The organism is Gillisia mitskevichiae (assembly GCF_003634585.1).
GTDB lineage: Bacteria > Bacteroidota > Bacteroidia > Flavobacteriales > Flavobacteriaceae > Gillisia > Gillisia mitskevichiae.
Genome location: NZ_RBLG01000001.1, coordinates 1,080,805 through 1,107,048 on the forward strand (window position 1 = coordinate 1,080,805; position 26,244 = coordinate 1,107,048).

25 protein-coding genes and 1 tRNA gene are annotated in these 26,244 nt (G+C 36.4%); 22 read left to right on the forward strand and 4 right to left on the reverse strand.

Going from position 1 to position 26,244, the window contains the following annotated elements:
• Window positions 1-18: 18 nt before the first annotated feature.
• The 15 genes from BC962_RS04835 to BC962_RS04900 all read left to right on the forward strand — a co-directional run bounded on the left by BC962_RS04835 (window position 19) and on the right by BC962_RS04900 (window position 14,346).
• Window positions 19-201 (forward strand): CPXCG motif-containing cysteine-rich protein, encoded by a 183-nt coding sequence (locus tag BC962_RS04835; RefSeq protein WP_121344747.1) that lies wholly within the window; start codon window positions 19-21, stop codon window positions 199-201.
• 82 nt (window positions 202-283) lie between these two features.
• On the forward strand, window positions 284-637 hold the full coding sequence (locus tag BC962_RS04840) for a SpoIIAA family protein (RefSeq protein ID WP_121344748.1): 354 nt from the start codon (window positions 284-286) through the stop codon (window positions 635-637).
• A gap of 410 nt (window positions 638-1,047) precedes the next feature.
• A tRNA-Met gene (locus tag BC962_RS04845) sits at window positions 1,048-1,120 on the forward strand.
• 342 nt (window positions 1,121-1,462) lie between these two features.
• Window positions 1,463-1,858, forward strand: coding sequence for a hypothetical protein (locus BC962_RS04850; RefSeq protein WP_232224013.1), 396 nt, complete (start codon window positions 1,463-1,465; stop codon window positions 1,856-1,858).
• A 125-nt stretch (window positions 1,859-1,983) separates the two neighbouring features.
• Entirely contained in the window at window positions 1,984-6,387 is a 4,404-nt protein-coding gene (locus BC962_RS04855) for a CusA/CzcA family heavy metal efflux RND transporter (protein WP_121344749.1), read from the forward strand.
• A gap of 20 nt (window positions 6,388-6,407) precedes the next feature.
• Window positions 6,408-7,637, forward strand: a complete 1,230-nt coding sequence (locus BC962_RS04860) for an efflux RND transporter periplasmic adaptor subunit (RefSeq protein WP_121344750.1) — start codon at window positions 6,408-6,410, stop codon at window positions 7,635-7,637.
• A 106-nt stretch (window positions 7,638-7,743) separates the two neighbouring features.
• On the forward strand, window positions 7,744-8,082 hold the full coding sequence (locus tag BC962_RS04865; RefSeq protein WP_121344751.1) for a P-II family nitrogen regulator: 339 nt from the start codon (window positions 7,744-7,746) through the stop codon (window positions 8,080-8,082).
• A 14-nt stretch (window positions 8,083-8,096) separates the two neighbouring features.
• Window positions 8,097-8,513, forward strand: coding sequence for a Fur family transcriptional regulator (locus BC962_RS04870; RefSeq protein ID WP_034919161.1), 417 nt, complete (start codon window positions 8,097-8,099; stop codon window positions 8,511-8,513).
• A gap of 26 nt (window positions 8,514-8,539) precedes the next feature.
• Window positions 8,540-8,896 carry a SpoIIAA family protein gene (locus tag BC962_RS04875; protein ID WP_034919158.1) on the forward strand — a complete coding sequence of 119 codons (357 nt, stop codon included), beginning with the start codon at window positions 8,540-8,542 and terminating at the stop codon, window positions 8,894-8,896.
• 89 nt (window positions 8,897-8,985) lie between these two features.
• The gene (locus tag BC962_RS04880) at window positions 8,986-9,171 is read left to right on the forward strand and encodes a hypothetical protein (protein ID WP_147405614.1); all 186 of its coding nucleotides are present in this window, start codon (window positions 8,986-8,988) and stop codon (window positions 9,169-9,171) included.
• Between the two features lie 80 nt (window positions 9,172-9,251).
• Entirely contained in the window at window positions 9,252-11,777 is a 2,526-nt protein-coding gene (locus BC962_RS04885; RefSeq protein ID WP_121344752.1) for a heavy metal translocating P-type ATPase, read from the forward strand.
• A gap of 46 nt (window positions 11,778-11,823) precedes the next feature.
• A complete protein-coding gene (locus tag BC962_RS04890; protein ID WP_121344753.1) occupies window positions 11,824-12,258 on the forward strand; it encodes a Fur family transcriptional regulator in 435 nt (144 codons plus the stop codon).
• Window positions 12,259-12,459: 201 nt separating this feature from the next.
• Window positions 12,460-13,776, forward strand: a complete 1,317-nt coding sequence (locus tag BC962_RS04895; protein ID WP_121344754.1) for an APC family permease — start codon at window positions 12,460-12,462, stop codon at window positions 13,774-13,776.
• A gap of 10 nt (window positions 13,777-13,786) precedes the next feature.
• Complete coding sequence (locus tag BC962_RS16320; RefSeq protein WP_183075444.1) at window positions 13,787-13,963, forward strand: hypothetical protein; 177 nt, start codon at window positions 13,787-13,789, stop codon at window positions 13,961-13,963.
• Between the two features lie 23 nt (window positions 13,964-13,986).
• Complete coding sequence (locus BC962_RS04900; protein ID WP_121344755.1) at window positions 13,987-14,346, forward strand: SpoIIAA family protein; 360 nt, start codon at window positions 13,987-13,989, stop codon at window positions 14,344-14,346.
• Between the two features lie 364 nt (window positions 14,347-14,710).
• On the opposite strand, the gene arsB is transcribed toward BC962_RS04900, so the two are convergent.
• The 3 genes from arsB to BC962_RS04915 are packed head-to-tail and all read right to left on the reverse strand — an operon-like array spanning window position 14,711 to window position 16,776.
• On the reverse strand, window positions 14,711-15,757 hold the full coding sequence (gene arsB / locus BC962_RS04905) for an ACR3 family arsenite efflux transporter (RefSeq protein WP_121344756.1): 1,047 nt from the start codon (window positions 15,755-15,757) through the stop codon (window positions 14,711-14,713).
• Window positions 15,758-15,761: 4 nt separating this feature from the next.
• Window positions 15,762-16,394: an arsenate-mycothiol transferase ArsC gene (locus BC962_RS04910; protein ID WP_121344757.1), complete on the reverse strand. Its 633-nt coding sequence runs from the start codon at window positions 16,392-16,394 to the stop codon at window positions 15,762-15,764.
• Window positions 16,395-16,443: 49 nt separating this feature from the next.
• A complete protein-coding gene (locus tag BC962_RS04915) occupies window positions 16,444-16,776 on the reverse strand; it encodes an ArsR/SmtB family transcription factor (protein ID WP_034919134.1) in 333 nt (110 codons plus the stop codon).
• 539 nt (window positions 16,777-17,315) lie between these two features.
• On the opposite strand from BC962_RS04915, the gene BC962_RS04920 reads away from it, so the two are divergent.
• The 6 genes from BC962_RS04920 (at window position 17,316) to BC962_RS16635 (ending at window position 21,954) form a co-directional block, all read left to right on the forward strand.
• Window positions 17,316-18,524 (forward strand): primase-helicase family protein, encoded by a 1,209-nt coding sequence (locus BC962_RS04920; RefSeq protein ID WP_121344758.1) that lies wholly within the window; start codon window positions 17,316-17,318, stop codon window positions 18,522-18,524.
• Window positions 18,525-18,868: 344 nt separating this feature from the next.
• Window positions 18,869-19,762, forward strand: a complete 894-nt coding sequence (locus tag BC962_RS04925; protein WP_121344759.1) for a toprim domain-containing protein — start codon at window positions 18,869-18,871, stop codon at window positions 19,760-19,762.
• A gap of 21 nt (window positions 19,763-19,783) precedes the next feature.
• Window positions 19,784-20,161 (forward strand): mobilization protein MbpA, encoded by a 378-nt coding sequence (gene mbpA / locus BC962_RS04930; protein ID WP_245984027.1) that lies wholly within the window; start codon window positions 19,784-19,786, stop codon window positions 20,159-20,161.
• Complete coding sequence (locus BC962_RS04935) at window positions 20,158-21,024, forward strand: relaxase/mobilization nuclease domain-containing protein (RefSeq protein ID WP_121344760.1); 867 nt, start codon at window positions 20,158-20,160, stop codon at window positions 21,022-21,024. The genes mbpA and BC962_RS04935 overlap by 4 nt, the downstream gene beginning before the upstream one ends.
• A gap of 12 nt (window positions 21,025-21,036) precedes the next feature.
• Window positions 21,037-21,486 (forward strand): DUF6730 family protein, encoded by a 450-nt coding sequence (locus tag BC962_RS04940; RefSeq protein ID WP_121344761.1) that lies wholly within the window; start codon window positions 21,037-21,039, stop codon window positions 21,484-21,486.
• 306 nt (window positions 21,487-21,792) lie between these two features.
• Window positions 21,793-21,954: a LytTR family transcriptional regulator DNA-binding domain-containing protein gene (locus BC962_RS16635; RefSeq protein WP_394337509.1), complete on the forward strand. Its 162-nt coding sequence runs from the start codon at window positions 21,793-21,795 to the stop codon at window positions 21,952-21,954.
• 184 nt (window positions 21,955-22,138) lie between these two features.
• Here BC962_RS16635 and BC962_RS04950 read toward each other — a convergent pair whose 3' ends face one another.
• Window positions 22,139-23,470 carry a site-specific integrase gene (locus tag BC962_RS04950; protein ID WP_034919122.1) on the reverse strand — a complete coding sequence of 444 codons (1,332 nt, stop codon included), beginning with the start codon at window positions 23,468-23,470 and terminating at the stop codon, window positions 22,139-22,141.
• A 556-nt stretch (window positions 23,471-24,026) separates the two neighbouring features.
• Here BC962_RS04950 and BC962_RS04955 point away from each other — a divergent pair.
• On the forward strand, window positions 24,027-26,126 hold the full coding sequence (locus BC962_RS04955; RefSeq protein WP_121344763.1) for an amino acid carrier protein: 2,100 nt from the start codon (window positions 24,027-24,029) through the stop codon (window positions 26,124-26,126).
• The last annotated feature ends 118 nt before the right edge of the window (window positions 26,127-26,244 follow it).

The window sequence follows — 26,244 nt, forward strand, 5'->3', positions numbered from 1 at the left end:
ACAAATAGAAATTACTAGATGTTAGAGCACGAATTTCAATGTCCATATTGTTGGGAAGGCATTACGATGCTTTTAGATACTTCGGTATCTAGGCAAACTTATATTGAAGATTGTGAGGTATGTTGTAATCCAATCGAGATTCGGGTTGCTTTTGAGAATAACGAACTGCAAAGTTTTGAGGCTAATGGAATAGAACAATAATTATTATAATAAATTATCTGTTTTATTGTACTTAAATTGTTAAATTTATAACCAATAGTAATAATTCAGGCATCTACTAAATATGATTTCCACTTTCGAACTTTCTAATCATGTAGTAGGGCTTATAATAGATAAAGATATTGAAGAGGGCAACCTGGAAGATATTCATGAAATTATTTTAGAACGAATTTCCGAATTCGGAAAAATAAATATTTTCTGTGAGATAGCTAAAGGACATGATGTTGCCTTTTTATGTTTAATAGATGAATTAAAGTTCAAGTACGAGAATTCTTCCAATATTAATAAGTTCGCTATAGTTACAGATCTTACTTGGCTAAGAGCAGCTATGAATATTAATCATCTTATCGTTCATACTGACATTCGACCTTTCGAAATTAAAGATAGGATGCAGGCAATACAATGGATATCTGAATAAGAGTTTTCAGCTTATTCTCAATTATATTCTAAGAAAGATCCGTTAATAATTCATCCGTCCCATTTTTTTCAGTAAAATCATTCCTAACTCATTTATTTCAGAACAAATCTTTCAAGATATTTTAAATTTTTGGGAGGATGAATATAATAGTTTCAATTATTTATCTGCTTTGGTGTTGGTAGGTATTTTCAGAATACAGTGAAAATCAAATACTTGGTAAGGGAAAAAGTACTATGATCTTAGTGCTTAATAACTGGTTAAATGCAATGAATAAAATTGCTGAATATTTTTTTAAAAAACCTTTGTATAAGTAGAAAACCGTTGTATATTTGCCATCCGATAGCGCAGCAATGAGGATGATGAAAATGCTGAAAGATCGATAAAATTGACATTTTGAAATTACGATATATCGCGGGATAGAGCAGTAGGTAGCTCGTCGGGCTCATAACCCGAAGGTCACTGGTTCGAGTCCAGTTCCCGCTACTAGGAAAGACAAGGCTTCACAGAAATGTGGAGCCTTTCTTGTTTCTATCCAGTACAGAATAAGTACAGAATATTGTTCTTTTCAAATCGTCATTCTAATTGATGCTAAATCATTCTTTTTGTCCCTTAATTCTATGAATTTTTGATTTGGAGTATAGAAATCAACGATTTTGACTATTTCAGATCTAATATAACTTCTTAGTTTTCTCATTATTTTAATTTTTTATTTGTTAAAACAAGGATTTTTATCTCAAAGTTTGTTTGTCGTCTATTTTGTAAATGTAATTCCATCAATTTTTGCATAACCTGTGCACTACAATTAAATTATCTTTGTAAAACTTTATGAAAATACTCGTTTCCATATCAATGTCGTTTCTATTCTTTTTTCAAGGAATAGCGGCCAATATGGAAGTTTGTGAGCAGATAGAAGAAATATCTCATTTTATTGCTCATTATCAAGACCATAAAGAAGATGATGGATATTCATTTATCGATTACGTTTATCAAGATTACATAAAAGATGATGGCAAATTGGATAACCACCATCCAGATCCGGACCACGAAAATGCGCCTGTGCATACAAATCATCAATGTTGTTTGCATTTCGTATTCTTATCCCCTTTTCGACCAACATCAATTAGTCCGATATTCTCCGAGTCACAAAATGAGTATAATTTCTATAATTTTCAATTAAATTCCAGATATCTGGAATCTCTTTTCCAACCACCTAAAGTTTAATTCAGTTTTTTTTTAGGATAGCTATATCCTCTTTTAACCTACTCATAGGGTTAATTCCTGTTTCGTATGATTTCGCGATTGCTAACAATCATTTCGAAAATTTTAACTGAATTAAATCTCATTACATGATTAATAAAATCATTTCATTTTCCATCAACAATAAATTTGTTGTGGGTCTTTTAATAGTAGCACTTATCGGTACCGGTATTTGGTCGATGGCCACTATAAATCTGGGCTCAGTTCCAGACATTACAAATAATCAAGTACAAGTAATTACCACAGCTCCCAACCTTGGGACTGAAGATATTGAGCAATTTGTGACATATCCTGTAGAGCTGGCAATGGCCAACCTTCCCGATGTGATCGAGCTACGTTCCGTATCTCGTTTTGGACTTTCTGTGGTAACCATCGTTTTTGAAGATGATGCGGGAACCTATCTTCCCAGACAACTGGTTCAGGAAAAGCTGACTGCGGTAAGCGAAGAAATTCCTGAAGGTTTCGGTACGCCTTTTATGGCGCCAATTACTACTGGACTTGGAGAAATTTACCAATACTCGCTAAAAGTAGAAAAGGCTTATGAAGGGCAATATGACGCCATGGAACTACGAACCATTCAAGACTGGATTGTAAAACGACAAATGGCATTGGTTCCAGGCGTTGTGGAAGTAAATGCAGCTGGAGGATTTGTAAAACAATATGAAGTCGCTATTAACCCAGACAGACTTAAAAGTTTTGGTGTCACTATGGGTGAGGTCTTTGAAGCATTAAAGAATAATAATGCAAACACTGGAGGTGCCTATATAGAGAAAAACCATCAGGCCAACTTTATTCGGGGGGAAGGATTAGCCAGAAGTCTTGAAGATTTGGAAAATACCGTGGTGACCACTCAAAATGGCACACCTGTTTTAGTACGGGATCTCGCTGAAAAAGTAGGATTCGGAAATCAAGTACGCTATGGTGCATTTACTCAGGATGGAAAAGAAAGCGTTGGGGGGCAAATTCTAATGCTTAAAGGTGAAAGCCCTGGCGAAGTTATTGAAAACGTAAAAACCCGTATCAAGGAAATTCAGAAGTCTTTACCTGAAGGGGTGTATATCGAAGCTTTCTTGGATAGAAGTGATTTGATAGGTCGTACAACAAGTACGGTAGAAAAAAATTTAATAGAAGGTTCGTTAATCGTAATATTTGTTTTGATTTTACTTTTGGGAAGTTTTCGTGGAGGCTTGATAACCGCCTCGGTAATTCCACTTTCCCTATTGTTTGCATTTATATTAATGAAACAATTCGGGGTATGGGCAAATTTAATGTCCTTGGGCGCTATTGATTTTGGAATCATCGTAGATGGTGCGGTAATTATTGTGGAAGGAATGGTATTCCATATTCATCAAAGGATAAAAAAATCCAAAGCAGTTATTGATCAAACTGAAATGGATGAGATAGCATACGAGTCGGCAAGCACAATGATGAATTCTGCTTTCTTTGGTCAATTAATTATTCTTATTGTATTTACTCCTATATTATTTTTAACGGGTGTTGAAGGAAAAATGTTCCGACCAATGGCCTTTACTTTTGGTTTTGCAGTTTTAGGAGCTATAATACTTTGTTTGACCTATGTGCCGATGATTTCTGCACTATTTCTAAAACCTTCCAAAAACCAAGATGGGTGGTTTGCAAAATTTGAGAACAAAATAGATAGATTCAGTGACAGAATTATGGGTGGGCTTAATAAAGCATATAAGCCTTTATTATCTTTCTCGCTAAGGTTTAGAGCAGGTGTTGTTATTGGAGCGGTTGCCTTATTATTGATTGCTGGTTTTATATTCAGCAATATGGGTGGTGAATTTATTCCAAAATTTGATGAAGGTGATATTGCGATGCAAGCTCTTATTAAGCCAGGTAGCAGTCTTACAGAATCTATAGAAGCTTCCAAAAAGCTTCAAAACATTATAAAAGAATTTCCGGAAGTTAAAACAATGATTTCGCGTATTGGTGTAGCAGAAATTCCAACAGACCCGATGCCTATGGATATAGCCGATAGCTATATCATTCTGGAAAAAGACAAGAGCAAGTGGACAACTGCCGAAACCAAAGAGGGATTAATTGAGAAAATTCGAGAAAAAATTTCAGTCATTCCTGGGGTTAACTTTGTGTTTACACAACCCGTAGAGCTCCGCTTCAATGAATTATTGACAGGAGTTCGTGAAGATGTTGCCATAAAATTATATGGTGAAGATATGGGAGTACTGTCGGATAAGATCCAAGAAATTGCTGCAGTTATCAGAACAGTTCCCGGAGCCGTAGATCTTAATGTGGAGGCTACAAGTGGTCTACCGCAGATTACGGTGAACTACAACAGGGCAAAAATGGCACAATATGGACTTACTGTTGATAAACTCAATGATTACGTAAGCGCAGCTTTTTCTGGAGAAAAAGCAGGAGTAATTTTTGAAGGTGAAAAACGATTTGATGTGGTTATCCGCCTGGCACAAGAATACCGGCAAGACATCAATAGCTTAAAAAATCTTTATATCGATTTGCCCAGTGGTAATCAAGTTCCTTTAAAAGAGGTAGCGGAGATTAGCTATAAACCTGGACCTATGCAGATATCGAGAGATAATACCTATAGGCGTGTTTCTGTGGGGGTCAATGTTAGAGGTCGTGACGTGAAATCGATGGTTGAGGAAATTCAACAAAAACTCGATGCTGAAGTAAAACTTCCACCAGGATACTACGTAACCTACGGAGGTTCTTTTGAGAATCTACAACGCGCGACCGACCGGTTAATGATCGTGGTGCCTATAGCCTTGGCACTCATATTTATACTATTATATTTTGCCCTTGGTTCATTTTCGCAATCCATTATGATATATATGGCCGTTCCGCTTGCCGCAATCGGTGGAGTATTTGCCCTCTGGATTCGTGGAATGCCATTCAGTATTTCTGCCGGTGTTGGGTTCATAGTACTCTTTGGGGTAGCCGTCTTAAATGGGCTGGTTCTAATTAATAAATTCAATGAACTAAAAGAAAAAGGAATGACAAATATTAAAGATAGAATTTATGAAGCAACACACGAACGGCTTCGCCCTATTCTCTTAACCGCGACTGCTGCTATAATGGGCTTTATCCCAATGGCGGTTTCCACATCAGGCGGTGCAGAAGTGCAGCGGCCATTGGCAACGGTGGTTATTGGTGGATTGATAACAGCAACATTTTTAACGCTTGTTGTCCTTCCTGTTCTTTATTATTGGCTTGAAGCAAGAAAAGAGAAAAAAGATAATGATGGCGATGTAAGCTATATCAATAAAAGAACTTCACTTATTGTCGTGCTTTTAGGCTTGGGAGGATTTTTATCTTCAAATACCGCCAATGCACAAGAAACGACTTTAGCGCAAACTATAACTATGGAGGAAGCTATTAATTTGGCCAAAAAGAATTATCCTTCATTAAAGGAAAGTCGGGCATTTATTGAACGGGAGCAGGCTATGAAGGGCACTAGTTTCGACTTGGGAAACACCCAAGTGTTCACGGGTAAGGAAGAAATTGGCAATGGACTTCCTGGAGTGCAGACCACAATTGGGTTTCAACAGGGAAATATCGATTTGCTTTCGGGCTTTTCCAAATCCAAGTTTTATAAGGAAAGGGTTCAATTGGGAGAAAAGTTTTATGCCTTAAATGAGCAACAGTTGGTGCGCAATGTGATGCAAGCCTATGACCAAATTAACTATAATAGGGCACAATTGCGTTTTGCAGAACAATTGGACAGCGTTTATGCCAATTTTAGGACTGCATCCCAATTGCGGTATGACACTGGTGAAACTGGTAAACTGGAATTTATTGCAGCCTCCTCAGAATATCAACAAATACAAGTATTACGACAACAGGCCTATGACAATATTGAAATTGCCAAAAGAGCCTTAAAGCAATATTTGGGAATTGATCAAGAAATCGAAACAGTAGGATTGCCGTACGAAACGATGAATTATATGGCAGTGCTTGATTCGGCATCCGTAGCTGACAATCCATTATTACAGTATTCAATGCAAAATGCTGAAGTAAGCAAGGCAAATATTGGTGTGGAAAAATCACAGTTTTTGCCCAAGTTCAACCTTTCCTATGGAAGGCAAGTCGTTGATAATATATCTGGTTTTAACTCCTATCAGGCCGGTATTAGTATCCCGCTTTGGTTCTTACCACAAAAATCAAGGGTCAAGGCGGCTAAGGCAGATGCGAGGGTTGCTGAAAATCAATACTTAGAGCAAAAAGCGGTTACCGAAAGCAGGGTTTCACAACTTTTAAAATCCTTGGAAAAAACCCAAAAAACCTTGAATTACTATCAGGAAGGAGCATTGCTTTTGGCAGAAGAGCAAATATCTACAGCAGAACTCGCTTCAAAGGAAGGTGAAATAGATTATGTAAACTATATCACGATCCTGAATAGTGCCATTCGGATAAAGCAGAACCATTTACAATTTATCAATCAGTATAACCAACAAGCCATTGAGTTACAATATCAATTGGGCAATTTATAAACCTAAAAAAGGAAAGTAAAATGAAAAATATAGCAATAATTACTACGGTTTTATTAACGCTCTTGTTGGTAGGCTGTAACGACAAACCCGATTCTGAATTGGGCCATAACGATGGAAGCGCGACATCAGAAACAACGGAGAACGAGGAAAGTGGGCACAATGAGGAAGAAGAAGGAGAAGAAGGCGTGGTAGAACTTACCAAACAACAAGTGGAGACCATTGGTTTGGAAACCAAAACTTTGGAAGAAAGGAATCTTGGGAATAACATCAAGGTAACGGGAATGCTGGAACTGTTCCCACAGGACAAAGCGAACATAAGTCCGTTTGTTGGTGGTAATGTAAGCTCCATAAAAGTGGTTCCTGGTGATAATGTTAGAAAAGGACAGGTGCTTGCATATATAGAACATCCAGATATTATAGCAATGCAACAAGAGTTTCAAGAAAAAAACGATGAGCTAGTATTCTTAAAACAGGATTATGAACGTAAGCAAACCTTGTATGATAAAGGGGTTTCCTCGGGCAAGGAGTTCCAAATGGCGCAATCTCAATATCGTTCAACAACCTCCAGTGTAAATGGTTTAAGATCAAGGTTGCGTTTGTTGGGTATTAATTCAGACAAGGTAGCCCAAGGCGAAATCTTTTCCGCAATACCCATTACCACTCCTTTAAGCGGATATGTGGGAGAAGTGATGGTAAGTCTTGGGGACTATGTGGCTCCTCAGTCCACAATGTTTTCGATAAGTGATAATTCAAAAATCTATGTGAATTTTAAGGTGTACGAAAAAGACATAAAACACATAAAGGAAGGCCAGCAGATCTATTTTTCTACCACCTCAAGACCTGATGCACTTTTAAAAGCTACTGTACGCTCTATAGGTAAGACCTTCGAGAGTGATCCAAAGGCAATAGAGATATTAGCAGATATCGAAAATAAAGACAAGAATTTATTACCAGGAATGTACGTGGAGGGAAGGATCGTTCAGGGAGAAAAATCTGGTTATGCAGTACCAGAAGAAGCTATTGTAAAAGAAGGAGAACAATCCTACATTTTTATTGTAGATGAGGATGAAGCGCCAGAAGAAAATAGGATGAAGTTTAAGAGGATTCCTGTTAGTACTGGCTTGAACGATCTTGGTTTTGTAGAAGTAAACCTTCCAGCAGAAATTGCCAAAAATGTTAAAATAGTAACAAGTGGGGCCTATACCCTTTCTTCTGAAATGGTCAAAGGAGAACTGGAACACGGTCATTAATACAATAATCATCAAGGATTTTGATTCCGGGTTTGTTTATCGTCTTAATTAGTTAGTTAAAAATTGAAAAACAGGCTCGGTTCAAAATCTATTAAAAATTTATAATATGAAAGAAGTTAAAGCATTCGTAAAACCAAATAGGATTCAAAGAGTGATTGAAGCCTTAAGTGAAAACGGCTTTAAAAGTATGACCCTGTCACAATCTGAAGGTACAGGAGCATTCAAAGCAAAGGGAGCAAGACCCTCACTTGATTTTCATGTAACCGATAGTCCCGTAGTAAAAATAGAGTTGGTGTGCCAAAATGAAGAAGCTCAAGCTGCTATTGAAATAATAATGGCCAATGGAAAAACCGAAGAGCCTGGAGACGGTATTATTTATCTATCTAATATAGAGGATGCCTTTCAAATAAAAACAGGCGATTCATTAAAAAGATACTACCTATAAACTCTTTATAGTAAATGGAAAAAATAATTCAATTATTGGAAAGTAGGGGAATAAGGCCTACTGCAATGCGCTTGATGACCTACAAGCGACTGGCAGAATTGAAGGTGGCCATAAGTCTAGGTGATTTGGAAAAGGATTTTAAAATTTCTGAAAGGAGTACTCTTTTTAGAACTATGAAAACATTTGAAGAAAAAGGAATTGTACATCAAATCCAAGATGGAACTGGAGTTATAAAGTACGCTCTATGTGAAGCAGAATGTGAGGTCGGCAATGACCTACATCTACATTTTCATTGCAATAACTGTGAGGAAACGGTTTGCTTGACAGAGCATAAAATCCCGCATATTAATTTGCCCGAAGGCTATATCACTGAAGATATCAATCTAGTGGTAAAAGGTATATGTGGGAAATGCAGTAATAATTTAAACTAAGATATGGATTTTTAAATATTATTGAAATGATCTCAATTTTTAAAAAACAAAGCACAGTATATATGGTGGCTCAAAATAAACTAGATATCAAGGATTATGAAAACCTGATACCGGTCTTAACAGAACATATAATGGCTCATCAAGAGGTTAAGTGGTACATAGAGATGAAAAATTTTGAAGGTTGGAAGGCAAGTATGTATTGGAAAGGCATTGAACTTGAACTTCCCAATGAAGAACATTTAATAAAAGTGGCTTTGGTAGGAAGTGTTGAATGGCAAGAGCAATTTACGGAAGTTTTGATGCTGTTTACCAGGGCGCATATAAAATTTTTTAAGGTCGAAGAAAAAGACGATGCTAAAAAATGGTTAAATAAAGAAAACTGATCCGCATTAGTGTACCTCTGTTTTCTTTTATATAACGAAATGTGAGCTGTATACGTATGAAAATTTTAGATTATATTAAATTTAAAATTATGAAAACAATAAATTCAGTAATATTTATTTTTTTTGCTGCTTTAAGCATTCAGGCCCAAACTATTTACAGGACTCAGGAAGGGCATATAATGATTATAGCCAATAATGAATATGAACCTATTAAGGTGGAAAGCAATCAACTTTCTGTATATCTGGACTATACCCGGACTGGGAGATGTCATTGAAATTCAAATTGCACAACTTATCCTAAGGAAAGAATGATTCTTAGAAGAATACGGTATGAATTAAAAATAACTTGATCAAAATGGAAAAACTAAAAATTGAAATACCAGTCATACTTCCCCAAGTGCCCAATGAAAAGGACACTTGCGTGGAAAGACTTATTAGTAAATTGGAGGAGAAAGATGGTATCGAAAAGGTACATATTGCCGATGAAAAAGCAGACGCTACACCTCAGCTTTGTTTTCATTATGATCCGGATGTTATCTCTATAGATCGTATTCAATCTATGGCAGAACAAACAGGTGCAAAAATCACTGAAAAGTATGGTCATCTACTTATAGAAGTGAAGGGAATTAGGCATACACGTCAAGCACGAACCATTGAAAAGAATCTTTTGGGAATTAAGGGGGTTTTGGAAGCCTCGGTTAATGCTGCGGGTATTATACGTCTGGAATACAACAAAAAGGAAACAAGTTTTGACCATATCTCCGAAAGACTCAAAAAGGATACTCTCAAAATTAAAAAGAGCTCGTCTGCTGACGAAAATGGTTTTAACAGAAGACAGCCCATTGACAACTCTAAAGACAGAGAACAAACTGGGGATGCAAATCACAAACACAAAGAAGGAGAAAGTCACGGCGCCGGCGAAGAGCATTCCCACGAACACGGGGGGATTTTCGGAAAGAACACCGAGCTTATTTTTTCCATTATCTGCGGTGCGCTTCTCGGAATAGGTTTTGGGCTCTCGTATGTGGATTCCATCCCAGATTGGGTCAGCCTCTCCCTGTATATAGGAGCGTATTTCTTTGGAGGCTACTTTACGGCCAAAGAAGCCATTGAAACAGTGGCAAAAGGGGGCTTTGAGATTGACTTTTTAATGTTGGTCGCCGCTATTGGAGCCGCCATTTTGGGTGAATGGGCTGAAGGTGCGCTTTTATTGTTTCTTTTTAGTTTGGGACACGCACTTGAACATTATGCAATGAACAAGGCCAGAAAATCCATTGCGGCACTTGCCGATCTCGCACCAAAAACGGCCTTGTTGAAAAAGGGTGGCAAGACCGAAGAAGTGGGGATTGAAAAATTGAGTATTGGTGATATTATTGTTGTCAAACCCAATAGCAAAATATCTGCCGATGGTGTTGTGGTAAATGGAAAAAGTAGTGTCAACCAAGCCCCAATTACAGGAGAAAGCGTGCCAGTGGATAAAGTTCCCGTAGAAGACACAAGCAAGGAGTATTCTCAGGATGATGAGATTAAAGATGAAAACCGTGTTTTTGCTGGAACTATCAACGGTAATAACACGCTTGAAGTAAAAGTCATCAAGGAAGCAAAAGATTCTACCCTGTCGCGATTGGTCAAACTGGTCAACGAGGCACAAACACAAAAATCCCCGACTCAGTTGCTTACCGATAAGTTTGAAAAGTACTTTGTACCTTCTGTACTTATCCTCGTAGGTATTTTACTTTTTGCTTTTTTGGTAATCGATGAGCCATTTAGTGCAAGCTTCTACAGGGCTATGGCAGTATTGGTTGCTGCAAGTCCTTGTGCACTGGCAATTTCCACCCCGAGCGCAGTTCTAAGTGGTGTGGCAAGAGCCGCACGAGGCGGTGTTCTTATTAAAGGTGGTCGACCACTGGAAGATTTAGGCGAGCTAACCGCACTTGCTTTTGATAAAACGGGTACACTAACTGAAGGAAAACCCAAACTTACCAAGGTCGTGCCGCTTGGGGACATCGAAGAAAATGAACTACTAAAAATAGCCGTTGCTGTTGAAAATCTGAGCGACCATCCCTTAGCCAAAGCGGTGGTTCGTGACGGTAAGGAGCGTTTGGAAAGTACTGAAATTCCCGATGCATCCGATTTGGAAGCCGTACTTGGAAAAGGTATCAAAGCATCATTGGGAAGTGATAAAATTTACGTCGGTAATCTTGATTTGTACGAAGATCTTGACGAAGCCAAACCTTCCGAAGAAATAACTTCCAAAATTAAGGAGCTTGAAAGTGGCGGAAATACTACTATGCTTATTCGCAGAAATCAAGAATATATTGGTATCATCGCCCTAATGGATACACCTCGTGAAGCTGCCAAGGAAACGCTTAAGAAATTGAAGGAAATCGGTATCAAACGAATGATCATGCTTACGGGAGATAATCAAAAGGTTGCCGATGCCGTAGCCAAAGAAATTGGGTTGACCGATGCCTGGGGAAGCCTCTTGCCCGAAGAGAAAGTGGATGCAATTAAAAAATTAAAGAAGGAAGAATCAAAAGTAGCAATGGTAGGCGATGGCGTGAACGATGCCCCAGCAATGGCAAACAGCACAGTGGGAATAGCAATGGGGGCAGCGGGCAGCGATGTTGCTTTGGAAACGGCGGACATTGCACTTATGGCGGACAAACTGGAAACTTTGCCCTTTGCCATTGGATTGAGTAGAAAGGCAAAGGCTATCATAAAGCAAAATCTTTGGGTAAGCCTTGGTATTGTGTCCCTGCTTATTCCAGCTACTATATTCGGTTGGGCCAATATCGGTATTGCCGTTGTAATTCACGAAGGTTCAACCCTGCTGGTAGTATTCAACGCATTACGTCTCTTAGCTTATAAAAAATCATAGTTACATATTGAAAATTGAAGTGTTTATTTTTTGAAACTCAGAATGAATGACAAAGATTGAAAAAGTTTTGTTAGCCAAAGGAATACGGCCCACTGAAATGAGGTTGAAGATTTACAAATACCTCAAAAGGAAAACCTATGCCCTAACCTTGAATGAAATGCAAAATGTCTTTGTCATTAAGAGCGAAAAAAATAAAACAGCTAATAAAAGCACATTTTATAGGGCGATAAAGCTTTTTGAGGAAAAGCATATGGTGCATCAAATCAACGATGGAACAGCCATTGCGAAATATGCAGTTTCTGATGAAAACACCACGGGTAAATACGGTACAGATTTACATATGCACTTTCATTGTACCGATTGTTGGAAAACGATCTGTTTGCCTAATAAAATATCAGAGGAAAGCTTACCAGATAGCTATAAAACTACTGATGTGAATCTGGTATTGAAAGGGATATGTAAAAAATGCATAAGAAAATGAATTTTTTGGTAGTGGTAGTAATTATGTGTCTGGCCGCAGGTACGGCATTTCTTGCTATTATTGCCGCCCTCCCTGTGATAAATATTTTACGAGAGTATTAGATTTTTTAAAAGAAGAAGCTGTGAATTTTGGGAAAGTAAAATTTGAAATGAAGAATAGAAATTTAAGTTAGTCTGAAATGAATATTAAATAGGAATTATTATGTCAGAATTAAAAAAATCTTTGGGAACTCTTCGGTTGACCTTTTACGGTGTAGGTACTATCGTGGGAGCTGGAATCTATACGGTTATAGGGGCTGCAGCAGGACAGGCAGGTACCGACCTATGGTTGAGTTTCATATTCGCAGCCATTGCTGCAAGTGTTTCGGCAATGTCTTATGCCGAATTATCCTCTACCTACCCCAATGCTGGAGCGGAATTCATATTTGTAAGAAAAGCTTTTCCAAAGGTGGATATACCCTCATTTCTCACTGGGTGGACAATTGCTTTTCATAGCTCGGCTACAATTGCAGCAGTACTGTTGGCTTTTGCAGGATATTTCAATACATTTTTTAGTGTACCCGCTCTTTTGATTAGTTATGGAATTTTAATATTGCTCTCCTTGGTAAGTATTACTGGCATTAAAAAATCATCTACCGCAAATATTATTATGGTCAGCATTCAACTGTTGGGATTGTTACTTTTGATAGTGTTTGGACTTATGGAAACTGGCCCACCCAAGGCAGAGTTTTTTAAAGTAGAATCAATTTCTGGAACTTTGGCGGCTACGGCAACATTATTCTTTATATATACAGGTTTTGAACATATGGCAGCCTTGGGTTCGGAAGTTAAAAATCCTGGAAAGACAATTCCTCGTGCTTTTTTATTAACTATGGTTATTACCACAATCATTTACTTGTTTATTGCATTTACGGTTTTAAATATCGCAGATCCTTCTGCTTTGGCAGGAGTGGATTCGCCATTATCACTTGCGGCATCTAACTTAAACAGTTGGTTGCCTATCGTATTAGCAATTGCTGCACTTTTTGCCACAGCCAATGCTGCCTTTAGTGGTATTATTTCCATAAGCAGGTTGCTTTTTGGAATGGCAAGTGTTGGAGAGCTACCAAAGTTTATGACCAAAACAAATGCCCAAAAGGTTCCTTGGGTTACAACCCTCGTGGTTATGGCCTCAGTTGCTGGGTTTTTACTCCTGGGCGATATTAAAATTGTAGCAGGTATGTCCTCTTTAGGTGCTTTGCTTGTATTTGTAGCCGTGAATATTGCACTTATTGTACTACGGTTTAAATCACCTGAGCAAGAACGACCTTTTAAAGTTCCTTTAGCTATAGGAAGAGTGCCTATTTTACCCATTTTGGCGATACTCATAAGTCTATCCTTAATAATTCAATTCAATTGGCAAGTATATGCGGCATTTGCAGTTGCCATAATCGTGGGTATTGTACTGGATTATTTTTTGGATAAAAAATCAAAGGAAAACATAGATCCTGAAAAGGAAAAGGAATTGTTCAATCATTAAACAAAAATATATGGATTGGATGTTCGAAGATTTTAAGACCGACCTTGATTCTCTTGACTCACGAGTTAAAGAAAAGGCACTGGAAATAGCCAGGAAATTAGTTAATGAGAAGAATTACTCAGAGAAAAAAGCTATCGCAGAAGCGATTGTAATGGCTGAAGAATGGTTTTACGATTTAGAAGGATAATAATTAATTAAAAACTATATAAAATGTTACAAATAATCGAGTTAAAAGAAAAAAATATTGTTGCCACAAAAGCTTCGGGCAAATTGAGAAAAGAAGACATAGAAAAAATCCATCCACTTATTCACGCTATACTGGACAAGGGAATGAAGGTTCGTTGGTATTTTGAAATGGACAATTTTACTGGTTGGGACTTGCCTGGTTTATGGGAAGACCTCAAAATGGATACGGCCCACGCCAGAGACTATGAAAAAATAGCAATGGTAGGAAACAAGCAATGGCAGGATTGGATAACCCAATTTATGAAGCCTTTTACCAACGCCGAAATTAAGTACTTCAATATAGACCAAAAGGAAGAGGCCAAAAGTTGGATTGAGTGCCAGTAAGCTTATTTCCGTAAAAGGTAAACGATGAATAAAATATATATTTTTATTACCATGTGGCGATGAGTTTATTGTGTATTTCGAAATCTTTAGAGGTAAGTAGCTGAATATAAACTATATAAAATTTAGAATTCAGAAAGTTTGACAAATTTAGTTCACCCCTAAAAGTGATAGTAGCAACGGCTCCTTGTAGGCTTTGTTGTTTGTTAGTTGCAGTCTAAAATAGCACTTTTCACCAGAATGCCGCTATTTGCGCTTAACCGATGTTACCCACTGGCTTTTTTTTGTTTTCAGCGTTAGCAATGACATACTCTTTTGCAATTTTTGGTGTAGCGTTGGCTGGTGTGAATTACGAATGTGTATGGCTTTAAGCGTTGGCTTTTCCGTAATACTTTTTCCGCAACCAAAAGGAAACTCGAACCAATAAAATCAATGCAGGAACTTCAACTAAAGGACCAATTACTCCTGCAAATGCTTGTCCCGAATTCAATCCGAAGACTGCAATAGCAACTGCAATAGCTAATTCAAAATTATTTCCTGCTGCTGTAAAAGCCACTGCTGCTGTTTTATCATATTCTGCTCCTGTTGCTCTTGTAATGAAAAATCCAATGATAAACATTAAGCTAAAATAGATGAGTAAAGGAACCGCAATAATCAGAACGTCCATTGGGATTTCCACAATTAATTCTCCTTTCAGCGAGAACATAACCACTATTGTAAATAATAAGGCAATTAATGTCATAGGCGAAATTGTCGGAATGAATTTTTGTGTGTACCATTTTTCGCCTTTTATTTTTACTAAAATTAGTCTGCTCAATATTCCCATCACAAATGGAATCCCTAAATAAATTGCTACGCTTTCTGCAATTGTTCCAATGGAAATATCTACAATAGCACCATCAAAACCAAAATAGGGAGGAAGAACCGTTATAAAAATCCACGCATAAAAACTGTAGGCAAACACTTGAAAAATACTATTTAAAGCAACCAAACCAGCTCCATATTCACTACTTCCTTCTGCGAGGTCATTCCACACTAAAACCATTGCAATACAGCGTGCTAAACCAATTAAAATTAATCCGACCATATATTCGGGATAATCACGTAAAAATGTAATTGCTAAAACAAACATTAAAACGGGACCAATTATCCAATTTAAAATAAGCGAAATAGAAAGGATTTTTGTATTTCTAAAAACCTTTGGCAACAAAGCATAACTGACTTTTGCTAAAGGTGGATACATCATTAAAATCAAACCGATTGCAATCGGAATATTTGTTGTTCCGTTACTAAATGAGTTTATAATATTAGGGAATGTTGGTATAAAATATCCAAGTCCAACTCCAATAGCCATTGCAACAAATATCCATAATGTTAGATTTCTATCAAGAAAACTTAATTTTTTTGTCGCCATTTTTTTATGAGTTTATTTGAGAGAAAACGTATAATAATTCGGTTGCAATTTGCAAACTTCTTTCATTGTATTTTTCTGCTTGTTGTGGCATGTTGTCAAATGCTTTTGGGTCATCAAAAGTCATTGGAATACGTTTTTCGGCACCTGCAATAAATGGACAACCACCATCAGCTTGTGAGCAAGTCATAATTGCGGCAAATTCAGACTTTGGGTTAAAATCGTCATCTAATTTTTTTGAAAACCCAACAATAGGATGTTCATTATCAGCATATTTAATACTGTAAATAGGGTTGTTGCCTTCTGAAATTGTTTTGACTTCAAAGCCTGACTTATGCAAAGTTTCTGCAATCATTGGAAAAAGTGCTGTTGCCTCTGTTCCTCCTGAATAACAATACACATTTTTAATATTAAAATAGTTAGCCATTGTTTGTGCCCAAACTTGTGATAAATGGCTTCTTCGTGAATTGTGAGTACAGATAAAATTAATTCGAATTTCCTGACCACTTGAAACTTTTGACTGAATAAAATCAGTTAGCGGTTGTAAAACTGCTTTACGTTCATCTGAAATTATTTCGGGTTTTAAATTCTTGATTAGATTTTCTATTTCTTTAAACAGCTCTGTTTTGGTTGTTATCATATTAATTATTTGTTTATTGCGATTATACGATTAATCGATTCAAATTTTTTTAACAGCAATCTTCTTTTTCAGTTAGGTCTTGATTAAGAAATTCGGACATTACAGTTTTCATTGCTGTCCAATTTTCTTTATGAATGCAGTAACAAACACTTGTTCCCTCCACATTTCCTTTTATTAAACCTAAATGTTTAAGTTCCTTTAGGTGTTGAGAAATTGTAGGTTGAGCCAATCCAATTTCGTTCACTAAATCTCCACAAACACAAGAGTCAGTTTTAAACAAATGTTGTAAAATAGAAACTCTCGCTGGATGCCCAAAAACTTTTGCAAAAAGAGCAATTTCATTTTGTTGGTCGGTAAACATTTCTGTTTTGGCTAAACCCATTTTATTTATTATTTAATTGCAATATTACGTTTAATATTTAAGTCTTCAAGATTATTTTAGAGCCTTGGCTGGTTCGAATTGTAACTGTGTATGGCTTTAAGCTGTTTTGTTTTTAAGATAAATCCATGTGAAGAAGATAATTTATAAGTTCAGATACATGCGTATCATATTAAATAGATTGCTTTAAAATATAGTAGGGACTCATTAATATAAATGTATTTTTTCAAGTGAATCCTTCTCGAATGCTAGCTTATTTTTCAATCATTACACTCTTTCTACCGTTTTTATATATATCTCCAGAAACAACAAAAAATTAAATTCAACCAATTGATATCATTTGATGTGTTAAAATTTGTAAATAGTTCTTATTTAATATTAAATTACACTATTCTTAATCAAATTTAATTATTTATAAATAATATTCAATTAAAACTGATTTTAACTATCTTTAATTGATGAATTGTCAGAACGGTTTTACTTTTCAATAAAGTAAATGTGATTATAAAGAATCGTTTCAAGTTGACATCATCCTAGCTGAGATGCAAAATAAAAATTCATATATACGCGTAGGAGTAAGTTATTATAAAATAGTTGAAGCACCAACTATTGCCGGGCAGGTAAATGAACTTCTGGTTTCTTGGAACATTGAAACCATTAGGCAAGATCACGGAAAAACATTTCTGGCCAGTATTCCTAGATACGACGGCTTTACCTGTATTCCAAATCATCTAAATTTTCAATCTACTTATAACAACTTTTATAATACGTACTCTCCGTTAAGTCATCATATATTGGAAGGATCTTGCAGTGAATCTTTGAAATTTGTAAAACATATTTTTGGGGATCACTATGAATTGGGGCTGGATTATCTACAACTCTTATATACGAAACCCATTCAGATACTGCCCATACTTTGTCTGGTCTCCAGGGAACGCTCCACGGGTAAAAGCACTTTTTTGAAATGGCTCAAGCAAATCTTTGAAAACAATCTTACCTACCTTACCAATGATAGCTTTAGTAGCCAGTTCAATGCCGATTGGGCGAATAAATTGCTGATCTGTATCGATGAAGTTTTGTTCAATAAAGAAGAGCTCACGGAGCGCATCAAGTATTTAAGCACCACTAATTATAATAAACTTGAAAAAAAGGGTGTGGATAAGCGAGAAGTGGAATTCTTTGGGAAGTTCATTCTTTGCAGTAACAACGAAGAGAACTTTATAAAAATAGATCATCATGAAACCCGGTTCTGGGTCTTGAAAGTTCCATCAGTTAAAAAGGAGCACACCGGTTTCTTGGAATCCCTAGAAAAGGAAATCCCTGCCTTTCTACATTTATTACAGCACAGAATCTTACATAGTCCGCATCAAACCCGCATGTGGTTTACCCCTAAACAAATCGAGACTCCCGCCCTAACCAAACTGGTTCAGAACAATCGAAACAGGGTGGAGAAAGAACTGGCAAGCATATTACTGATGGTGATGGAAAATCACGATCTCGAAGAAATCAAGTGCTGTCCCTTGGATGTTTTAAACGCCTTGAGCAAAACAAGGTTGAGAACGGATTTGACCCAAATCCGGAAAATCTTAAAGAAAGACTGGAAACTTGAAAGTAGTCCGAACTCGAACCGCTACCAAAAGTTCATGCTTTGGGGAGATGGCACCGCCAATTTTTCCGATGGCAAAGGACGCTATTTCACAATAAATAAAAAGTTCCTCCTGGAGCATTTTGAAGATCAAAACTCCGATTAAATTCAAGAAATAAAAAGGAAAATGATGATTTGATGACAAAATGATGACAGGGAAACCCTTGATTTTATAGGGGGTTCGGGGCGCTGTCATCATTTCATCAAAATCAAAGTTGTTTTTGGAGTAAACACTTTTAAATTCTTTCTTTTTTTGATGATTTGATGACAGAATACTCTTAGACCAGTGATAGTAAGAGATAAGGCTGTCATCAAACTGTCATCAAAGTGTCATCAAAAATAAAATGATGACAAATAATTAAAGAATAAGGAACCTAACAAATAAGCACAATTCAAATCAAAAAAAATTGCTGCTGAAAGAAAAAAATATAAATGGTAAAATAAGAGAATATGTACTCAAAAAGAATCACCTGCGAAAGAGCCCGAAATCTTTCCATCGTAAAAACGCTGGCCAGTTTCGGGCACTTTCCAAGCAGGACCACGGAGAAAGAAGCTTGGTTTCTGAGTCCCCTTCGGTCAGAAACGCAGGCCTCTTTCAAGGTTTCTTTGGTTTTGAACAAATGGTATGACCATGGAACAGGAAGGGGCGGAAACGGGCTGGATTTGATCGTGGCCATTAAAAAGTGTTCGGTCAAAGAAGCACTTGAACTTTTTAGTAATAAGAAAAAAGACTTCTTTTTTTTTCAGCAGCCCATTTTAAAAAATCCAACAAGTTCAGAAATAGAAATTTTAGATGTAAAACCCATCCAACATCAGGCATTGATTCAATATTTGGGTGCTAGAAAGATTTCGATACAAACAACGCAACTATACTGCAAGGAAGTTACCTATCGAATTAAAGGGAGGTCCTGTTTTTCAATCGGTCTTCAAAATAAGGAAGGCGGATGGGAACTTCGGAATAAATATTTTAAAATCTCCAGTTCTCCTAAAGCCTATACTTATTTAAAAAACAATGCAGACCGTTTAATAATTATAGAAGGGATGTTCGATCTGTTGTCCATGGCTGAGTTATATCCAAATCAACTAGAAAACTCCGATGTGATTGTTCTAAACTCGCTCTCTTTTTTAGAACCAGTTTCGGAATTGTTCGAAAAATATAAAGAAGTTGAATTGTATTTGGATCATGATGCCTCGGGAAGAATTCATTCTAAGGAACTAACCGATAGATATTCCAATGTGAAAGATAAAAGTGAATGCTACATAGGTTATAAGGATCTGAATGTGCAACTGATCTCAATTAGAAAAGAAAAAGAATTGACTAACAAAATTAAAAAACTCCGGTGAACGCCAAAGGAAGAATTTCATTTGGAGAAGCAAAGCAAGATGTGTCATTGTCATGACAATCTTGCTTTGCTCCCGGTGGTTGCAAAGATTTTAAAAGAAAAGATGAAACGAGAATACATCCAGATACGCTGCTCGATCTACGAGAAAAAGCTGCTCAAAAAAAGAGCGGCCAGAGCTGGAATTTCCCTTTCGGAATATCTGCGTGCTACCGCATTCAAAATAAATATGGTGGAACGGATTACTCAGGAGCAATTAGAATGTTACCAATCACTCGTTCAATACAAAAACAACTTTAGCCGAATCAGCAATATGTTTAAAAAGGGGAATCCAAGACTTGCCAAAGAAGTTCAAGAGCTTGCCGAAGAAATCAGATCTCATTTAAAAAATTTCAAGAAATGATTGGCAAGGGACATTCCATAGCAAGAACGGGAGCATCTATTGGGTATGGATGGAACCAAGAAAAAGATGCGGAAGTAGTACTGAAGGAATATCTGGCTGGAGATACTCCAGAAGAGATCACGGAAGAGTTTAAGATCATCCAGTCACAAAATGAGCGGTGCATCAATAATACCCTGAGTTTTATACTAAGTCCCACTATTGAAGATGGAAGGGATTTAAGCGTAAGAGACTTGGAAGAAATCTCTAAAAAATTTTTAAAGGAGATGAATTTGCAGAACAATCAATCCATTGGATTTGTACACCGCGATAAAGCACATACGCACGTGCATATTTATACTAACAGAATTGGTTTTGACGGGAAAGCCTATAACGACAGTTTTATCGGCAAAAGAAGTCAGCTGGCCGCAGACAATGTTGCAAAAGAGTTAGGACTTACTAGAGTTCGAGAAGTGCAACAAGATAAATTACAGGAATTAAATCCGCAGCGACAAGCGATAAAATACATACATGAAAAGGTCATGGAAAACAGACCCAAATCATTGGATGAATATATCAGCAAGATGAAGGCGAACCAAGTAACCGTAATTCCAAGCATCAACAAGTCCAATCAATTACAAGGCTTCCGATTTGAATATAATGGAGTGAATTTGAAGGGAAGTGATGTTCATAGGTCTATGACTGGCGCTAAACTCATTGGAGAGATCAGTCAGAATTTAGGATACTCAAGAATGAAAGAAGTCCCTAACAGTCTAAAACTAAAGGATAAAACAGTTCAACTCAGCACCAATATGGCAGCAAGTATAGCCAAAGGCTTAGTGAAACAAGTAATTAAAAAAAGCTTAGATGCGGGAATAGGATTTTAAAGAATTAAAAAGATGAAAAAGCTAGATGAAATTATGGAGCTCATGACCGATGAGATGGCGGATTTTAAAACTGCTATTTTAAAACTTGAAGTGCTTTCAAAGCAACTATCCACTTTAAGCATTCCCATAAGTACCGAGGCTTTGGATAAAAACCTGAATGCCTTTTTGGGAAAACAGGAAGAGGAGAACAGGTTGAAAGTTGAAGTGCTTAAAGAGATAGAAAGGAAATTGAAACACGCACGGATAATTCCGAATTATCTACTGATCCTAGTTTGTTCAGTGGGTATTATTTCATTAAGTCTCTTAGGTTATTTTGGGTATTCCTTGCATGCACGGCAGATCGAAAAGTTTGAACTTTATCAAATACTCACGGAAACCAAAAATGATAGATATCAAGAATATTTATTGAAAAATCCGGAGATTCAAGTTGATTTTAAACGGTGGTTGGAAGAGAAAAAATAAGCATTGTCATGACAATGGGCCTTGACGCAAACTATCCTAATTTTACAGTAAATGGATTGGAAACCTCAGTAAAATCCTTATTTTTTACTGTAACTAATGCGTCAAAAGTAGATTGCGCCCTATGCTGTTTTTATTTACGCTTAACTTCCCGTACGCTATAAAAACAGCACAGGATCCACGCGCAAGTTAGTTATGGTAGATATGGGGCTTAAATTTTTAAGTAGCTGTTATTTGGCTTTTCTCACAATAATAATAAAGGAATATTAATCAAATTCAAAAGGTAAATATGTCCAATAGCTAAAATCACTGGATCGAACTCTACCCAATAATTTTATGCGGGTACATAAATCATCTATCATAAAAAAGAATAAGTTAACTGGCTTAAAAAGAGGGGATCTTCTGCTTTCTGAACTTAGAATTCCGGTAAGTGATTCTTATTATGATCTTGTGAAAAAAGAATTGTTATAATCCGTCAAGAGCCTATTTTTAATAATTTTTTTACCTCCTCAAATATTTGCTTCCCAAACAATGGTATTAAAGGAAGGTGTATCACAATCAAATAATGTCTAACTAACAACTTACCTCTATAACTGATTATGGATGAAATTCATCGAAGCTATTAATTCAAAAGACAGATCAGATTTATCCATTTTTAGAAATTTATTACACTGTCCAAAGCATCGTCGGCATCCTTATGGATAAAATTTGCTTGATAATTTAAAGTAGTTTTTAAGTCACTATGTCGATAAAGTTTTTGAAGCATTAGTGGATGGATACGATCTCCTGCAATATTTCCGAAACTATGGCGTGCAATATGATTTGAAAGATTTTTATCGATGTTACACTCTGTGGCGATGCGCTTCAAGTACTTATTAAATAGTTTGGTTGCATTTCTAGTTTTTTTAAATACCTCTTCATTATTATTTATCTCTGCAGTGCTAAGAAAAGGAAATACATAACCATTATTTTCAGCTTTAAGATTTTTATACTGGTTCAATATTGTAATTGCTTTACTAGGTGTTTTCAAACTAACGGGCTTTTCATTTTTGTGCATTATATAAAGGAGTCTATCGTCTTTAAAGTCTGACCATCTTAATTGGACAGCATCGGAAATTCTAATGCCTGCAAAGTAAAACGCAATTAGCCACACGTTTTTGGTATGCCAAATGGAAGTATTTGGTTCTAATTTTAAGAATTCTATTTTTTCGATTTCATTGGAAGTAAGACCAATTTTATGACTGGAACCAATACGAATCTTTTCTTTTTCTCCACCAAAAGGGTAGTACTTTGAATCAACAACTCCAATTTGGATCGCTTTGTTAAATATAGTACGAATGAAGATAAGTTGATTGGTAACCGTACGTGTTTTTTGTCCAAGAAAGACTAAACAGAAGTCCTTGAAATTGTCGATGAAAGACTCATTGATATCTTGAAACTTTAAGGACTTATTTTTTTTGAATTCCTCTACGGAATCCAAAAATGAATGTTCGCCTTTTCGTCCTTTACTTATTCGCTTTTTTCTACGCTCCTTTATTTCTCGAATACTAACTACTTTTTCCTTCGCCGCGTTTAAATTTAAAAATTCTTCTAGGTTGTAAAGAATTGATAATTCTGATTTTGTTACGGAAAATGTGCCACGCTCATATTTGTTTTTTATTCTATCTGAAGCAACAGCAAAAAACGATTTAGAACCTCCTGCACCCTTCAGTTTTTGCTTGACTTGTTTTGTCGTGAGTTCTTTCTTGGAATCGAAATAAATATCATTAGCTTCAGTAAGTTTTTTCAATAGGAAATTATTTAGCTTCTTTGAATTGGGGTGTGTTCTTTTTGCTTTACCAGCATTTTTGTCCCAGTCTTTTTCAAGTACATATTGACCAAGCCACTTATAATTGGTTTTATAGTTTTCACTTATACGAATAGCAAGTGGGATCGTATTATCTTTTCGTATCATATTCTTTCTCAAAACAATTTTTATACTTGCCATAATAAATTACTTTAATATATAAAAGTAATCAAATTAAAAATTACCTAGTACAGAATAAGTACAGAATAATTTGATTTTAGATGTATTTATTTGATATCATATAAAATTAGAAGTCTTATAAACAGTTGGTTTTAAAGGTGATTGTGTTAATTCGTGTACTCACATATTCAAGCTCATAACCCGAAGGTCACTGGTTCGAGTCCAGTTCCCGCTACTAAGAAAACCCTTTCAGGAAACTGAGAGGGTTTTTTCGTTTCTACATTTTACAATCCTAAATTCTTTTCAGTTATTAGCATAAGATATTTACAATTCTAAATAATCTTGTTTTAAATAGAAAATTGAAGCTTCTACTCTTTTCAAAATTATTCCAATCTATAAGTTATAAACCTATGTAAAAGGAATTTTTCTTAGGTTTTGGTTGCCCGATTAAGCTGAAATTTGAAAATGCCAATTCTCCTTTAAATGTGAAAAAGACCTTAAATATGTTGGGAATACGTCCGTTTATCACTTATATTGCGAAATTCGATAAATAAATTGCGAACATTTAAAATATTACATGATAAAATCTAGGTTTTTTACTCTATTAACGTTGTTGCTTTTTACCGTTACTAATTCTATAGCACAGGATTCATCTTCAGATGAAATGGAGGTTCGCTTAGAACTACTTAATCCTTCTTCTGAAATTAATAATGCTGTTGCAAAAGTATTGGTGGAAGGCGGTACAGCTCCTTATCAATACAAATGGAGTAATGTTGATACTCCTTTGGTAGATGCAGAATCTATAGGCTTAATTGAAGGAATGGAACATTCCGTGACCGTAAGTGATGCAAGTGGAAATACGGTGTCTAAGAAATTTACAATTCCGGCTAAATCTATTACTGAAATTTTTAATAGTAAAGTGCAGCCAGCAGTAGATGTGTTAGGAGCAATTCTCTTTTGGGATGCTTTTGCTACTATTGGAGTATACGATCCTGTTGTTTATACCTCTTTTAAAAATATTCAACTCCCAAGCGTTGAAGTTCCAAATGATGAGGATTATCAAGTTAAAGAGTGGTTAGTTTCTGAAGGTAGCCAGGTGGAAAGAGGAGATGAGCTTGCAATTCTTAAAAATGAGCAAAACAAAGAACTTTTCATTTATGCTTCGGCAGACGGAACTTTAGAGCAGATAACAGAAGAAGGAGCTATGATCTCTAGAATGCCGGAGACTGGTTCATTCAAAGCACCTCCTTTAGGTGTTATAAACTTTAAAGCTCCCAAGCCGCTATTACATCCTAATGGCGATATAAAGACCAATAATATTCCTTTTATAGTTGTTTGGCTTATTTTGGGAAGTATTTTCTTTACCCTTCGTTTAAAGTTTGTAAATATTCGTGGCTTTAAGCATTCTATAGATTTAGCTAGAGGTAAATACGATGATCCAGATGCTCCAGGTATGATTACCCATTTCCAAGCTATGGCTACCGCCGTTTCGGCCACCGTGGGATTAGGAAATATCGCGGGAGTTGCTGTGGCAATTTCTCTTGGAGGGGCAGGAGCTACTTTCTGGATGTTTCTCGCTGGTTTTTTCGGAATGTCTTTAAAGTTTGCCGAATGTACTTTGGGAGTAAAATATAGATTCATCGATGATGAAGGCCGCATATTTGGTGGTCCCATGAATTATTTGCGATATGGTCTGGAAAAACGAAATCTTAAGCACTTAGGGAAATTCCTAGCTATACTTTTTGCAGTTCTTGGAGTTGGAGCTTCCTTTGGAGGTGGTAATATGTTACAATCTAATCAAGCATTTAAGATAGTTTCTGAACAAATCCCTGTTTTACAAGGTCAAGGATTTTGGTTCGGAATTGGGTTTGCACTATTGGTAGGTGCCGTGATCATTGGCGGTATTAAAAGTATTGCAAAAGTGACCGCTAAAGTAGTTCCAGTTATGGCAATTCTATACGTACTGGGTTGTTTAGTAGTTATAGGATATCATATAGAATATATTGGCGGTGCATTTTTAGCCATTGCAGATGGTGCTTTCTCTGCTGAAGCTTTAAAAGGTGGTTTTATTGGTGTTTTGATTATAGGATTGCAACGAGCAGCATTTTCTAGTGAAGCCGGTGTAGGTTCTGCAGCGATCGCTCACAGTGCAGCTAAGACCAACCATCCAATCGCCGATGGTTTTACATCTTTAGTAGAACCATTTATAGATACTATGCTGGTTTGTACAATGACTGCTTTAGTTTTAATCTTTACAGGTATGCACGAAACTAGCAGCGGACTTGGTGGGGTAGAACTTACTGCAGATGCTTTTGGAAGCGTAATTTCATGGTTCCCTTCAGTATTAGCAGTCGCGGTTTTCTTATTTGCCTTTTCTACGATGGTTTCTTGGTCTTATTATGGGATGCGTTCTTGGACCTTTCTCTTCGGGAAAAGTAAGAAAATTGAATTGGTCTATAAGGTCATGTATCTAGGTTTCGTAGTATTGGGAGCATCAGTAAGTTTAGGAGCAGTTTTAAGTTTCGCAGATATGATGATTCTGGCTATGTCTTTTCCTAATATAATAGGATTGTATATAATGGCTCCAGAAATAAATGCAGATATGAAGATTTACTGGCAGAAACTAAAAGATGGAGAATTGTTTATCAATCCGAAGTTCTTAAAATCTAAAGAATAATTTTCTTAAAAGGCGATTATTCACCTCTTATATCTTTAAATAACAAAGCCACTCCTACGAGTGGCTTTGTTATTTCTAAACCGTGTTTCAATTTAAATTAGCCTATAAGCGATTATGT